The 3,303-nt window shown below is 55.4% G+C and carries 3 protein-coding genes and 2 pseudogenes; 3 read left to right on the top strand and 2 right to left on the bottom strand.

Features of this window, described 5'->3' with window-relative positions:
- Window positions 1-127: 127 nt before the first annotated feature.
- Window positions 128-286 (bottom strand): annotated as a pseudogene (locus C3418_RS23135) (IS630 family transposase); the annotation flags it as partial.
- Window positions 287-511: 225 nt separating this feature from the next.
- On the opposite strand from C3418_RS23135, the gene rfbB reads away from it, so the two are divergent.
- The 3 genes and pseudogenes from rfbB to C3418_RS23120 form a co-directional block, all read left to right on the top strand.
- Window positions 512-1,597, top strand: a complete 1,086-nt coding sequence (gene rfbB / locus C3418_RS23130; RefSeq protein WP_103859358.1) for a dTDP-glucose 4,6-dehydratase — start codon at window positions 512-514, stop codon at window positions 1,595-1,597.
- Entirely contained in the window at window positions 1,597-2,484 is an 888-nt protein-coding gene (gene rfbD / locus C3418_RS23125; protein WP_039041244.1) for a dTDP-4-dehydrorhamnose reductase, read from the top strand. Before rfbB ends, rfbD begins: the two co-directional genes overlap by 1 nt.
- A 114-nt stretch (window positions 2,485-2,598) precedes the next feature.
- Window positions 2,599-2,802: pseudogene (locus tag C3418_RS23120) on the top strand (sugar phosphate nucleotidyltransferase); the annotation flags it as partial.
- A gap of 20 nt (window positions 2,803-2,822) precedes the next feature.
- Here C3418_RS23120 and C3418_RS23115 read toward each other — a convergent pair.
- On the bottom strand, window positions 2,823-3,303 hold a 481-nt coding region (locus C3418_RS23115; protein WP_258040172.1), incomplete at its 5' end, for an IS630 family transposase.

The following is a 3,303-nucleotide window of genomic DNA, read 5'->3' as shown; positions in this document are numbered from 1 at the left end:
TTTTTACAACCGCCAGCGTCGGCATTCACGACTTGGCAATGTCAGCCCGGCGGAGTTTAACAAGAGGTATTGGAGAACTGCTCAGGCTGCTTGATCCGGGACTGTCCGATCTTGTCAGGACACCTCACCGGGCGGCGGCAGTGAGCCGAGAAACAGCCGAGACACTGTGCCCGTCAGCAAGGAGCAAGATGGCGTTGAGCCTCCGGCAGAGATCTTTATCTTTGGTCCGGTGCATCTTGTTGATGATCCGGCGTCGCTCATCATGGTCGGGGAGTGTTAGTATCATTTCGGGCTCGGCTCGTTTGTCGTTTGATTGGTTTGGCGATTAATCAGATCGCACAAACGACGCCGAGTTCCCTTCTTTCCCGGATAAGTGATCTACATTTCGGAACGGTTATTTAGACGATTTAGTCATCAGTGTAGGCGCTTCGCAAACCTACCGTGAAAATCTTCTACGCAAGCGTCAAACAATGTCTTGTCATTTCGTTATCTTGAAATCGGGAACCTTTCAATGAAGATCCTTGTGACTGGTGGTGCCGGCTTTATCGGTTCAGCCGTTGTTCGCCATATCATCCAGCATACCCAAGACTCAGTTGTCAACCTCGACAAGCTGACCTATGCAGGCAACCTGGAATCCCTGGCTGAGGTCTCGGGCAGCGATCGTTACGCGTTTGAGCAGGTCGACATCTGCAGCCGCGTCGAACTGGATCGGGTGTTTGCTACCCATCAACCGGATGCCGTGATGCACTTGGCCGCCGAGAGTCACGTTGATCGCTCTATCACAGGCCCCGCCGACTTCATCGAGACCAATATCGTCGGCACCTATATGATGCTGGAAGCGGCCCGCGCCTATTGGAACGGTCTGGACGAGGCGCGCAAGACGGCCTTCCGCTTCCACCATATTTCCACCGACGAGGTGTATGGCGATCTGACACATCCGGATGAAGCGTCTGCTGGTGAACCCTTGCCACTCTTCACTGAAACGACGCCCTACGCCCCCAGCAGCCCCTATTCTGCCTCCAAGGCTTCCAGTGACCATCTGGTGCGCGCCTGGCGCCGTACCTACGGCATGCCCACCATCGTCACCAACTGCTCCAACAACTACGGCCCGTACCATTTCCCCGAGAAACTGATCCCGTTGGTGATCCTCAATGCGTTGGATGGTAAGCCGCTGCCGGTCTATGGCAAGGGCGACCAAATTCGCGATTGGCTCTATGTGGAAGACCACGCACGCGCGCTCTACAAGGTGGTGACCACGGGCTTGGTCGGGGAGACCTACAACATCGGCGGTCATAACGAGAAGCAGAATCTGGAGGTGGTACACACCATCTGCGATCTGCTGGACGAGATGGTGCCGAAGGCGGGCTCTTATCGTGAGCAAATCACCTATGTGGCGGATCGCCCTGGCCATGATCGCCGTTATGCCATCGATGCCAGCAAGATGAGCAGTGAGCTCGCATGGCAGCCGCAAGAAACTTTCGAATCTGGCATTCGCAAAACTGTGCAGTGGTATCTGGATAACGAACAGTGGGTCAACAACGTCAAGAGCGGTGCCTACCAATCCTGGATTGAGCAGAATTACGGGGAGCGTGCCTGATGCATATTCTGCTGTTTGGCAAAAACGGTCAGGTCGGTTGGGAGCTGCAGCGTGCACTCGCACCGCTGGGCCGCATCACTGCCGTTGATTTTGACTCCACCGATTATTGTGGCGATTTCAGCAACCCGGCAGGGGTGGCCGACACGGTACGTCTGGTCAAGCCGGACGTGATTGTCAACGCCGCAGCCCACACCGCAGTCGACAAGGCGGAGAGTGAGCGGGAATTTGCCGAGCTGCTCAACGCGACCAGTGTGGCGGCGATCGCCAAAGAAGCGGAAGCATTGGGTGCCTGGCTGGTGCATTACTCCACCGACTATGTGTTCGATGGCAGCGGTGAGCGTCCCTGGGTGGAAACCGATGCAACTGCACCGCTCAACGTCTACGGTGAAACCAAGTTGGCAGGGGAACAGGGGGCGGCTCTCTGCGCTCGTCACCTGATCTTCCGCACCAGCTGGGTCTACGCCGCCCGTGGAGCCAACTTTGCCAAGACAATGCTGCGCTTTGGCAAAGAGCGTAGCGAGATGTCGGTCATCAATGACCAGTTCGGCGCCCCGACCGGTGCCGAGTTACTGGCCGATTGCACCGCCCATGCGATCCGCGTGGCGCAGAGCAGACCCGAGGTTGCCGGGCTGTACCATCTGATTGCCTCCGGTACCACCACCTGGTTTGACTACGCCCAATTGGTGTTTGCCAAAGCCAGAGAGGCTGGCGTTGATCTGGCGGTCACGCAACTCAATGCAGTGCCGACCAGCGCCTTCCCGACCCCTGCCAAACGCCCCCATAACTCCCGCCTTGATACCGACAAATTCCAGCGCACCTTTGATCTGGTACTGCCGGACTGGACCGTCGGCGTGGAGCGGATGTTGACCGAGATCCTCAGCAAGTAAATCCCTGGTCAGGGATGTGTTGAGTGCATCCCTGGCTGGCAAGAGATAAAACGTAAAAGGTGTAGCTGCAAGCCACCTTTTTCTTTTGCAATTTAAAAATAAGAAACAAGCATCATGACCAAACGTAAAGGCATCATTCTGGCCGGTGGCTCAGGCACCCGTCTCTATCCGGTGACCATGGCGGTGAGCAAGCAACTGTTGCCTATCTATGACAAGCCGATGATCTACTACCCGCTCAGCGCCCTGATGCTGGCGGGCATTCGCGATATTCTGATCATCAGCACGCCGCAAGATACCCCCCGTTTTGAGCAATTGCTAAATAACTGATCCCAATAGTGCTACACCTTCGCTGTGCCATAGCCATTCCCCGGGAAAGGAGACACGGTATCCATGAAGTGTTTCACTCGGGCCAGCAGGTTTGCCATCCCTCTGCATTGATGATTGCGCGTGATGGTTTCATGTAACTTGTGCCATAGCCGTTCTATGTGATTAACCCAAGGGCTGTAAACTGGCTGGAACACCAGGCAGAACTTGGGATTCTTCTTCAACCATCGCTCGGTCTGTTTGCTTTTGTGAATGATGTAGTTATCGAGGATCAACGTGATGGTTTTGGCTCGTCGGTAGTGGTGGCGCAGCTTTTCCAGCATGGCAATAAACAGCGATGAGTTTTTCTTGATCCCGCTGACGTAAAGCGCGAATTCAACTTCGAAGTGCGACACTCGCCTATGCCGCCTGACGGTACTCTTCGAATACCTTGACAGGCTGCCTGAATCCGAGACATTTCCGAGGTCGTAGGTTGAGCCACTGCTCCGCTCTCCT

Origin of the sequence: Aeromonas sp. ASNIH8, from assembly GCF_002919855.1 — a bacterium.
In the GTDB taxonomy this organism is placed as follows: Bacteria; Pseudomonadota; Gammaproteobacteria; order Enterobacterales; family Aeromonadaceae; genus Aeromonas; species Aeromonas caviae.
Note: the sequence above shows the minus strand (reverse complement) of the source record. Positions and strands in the feature narration are given on the sequence as shown.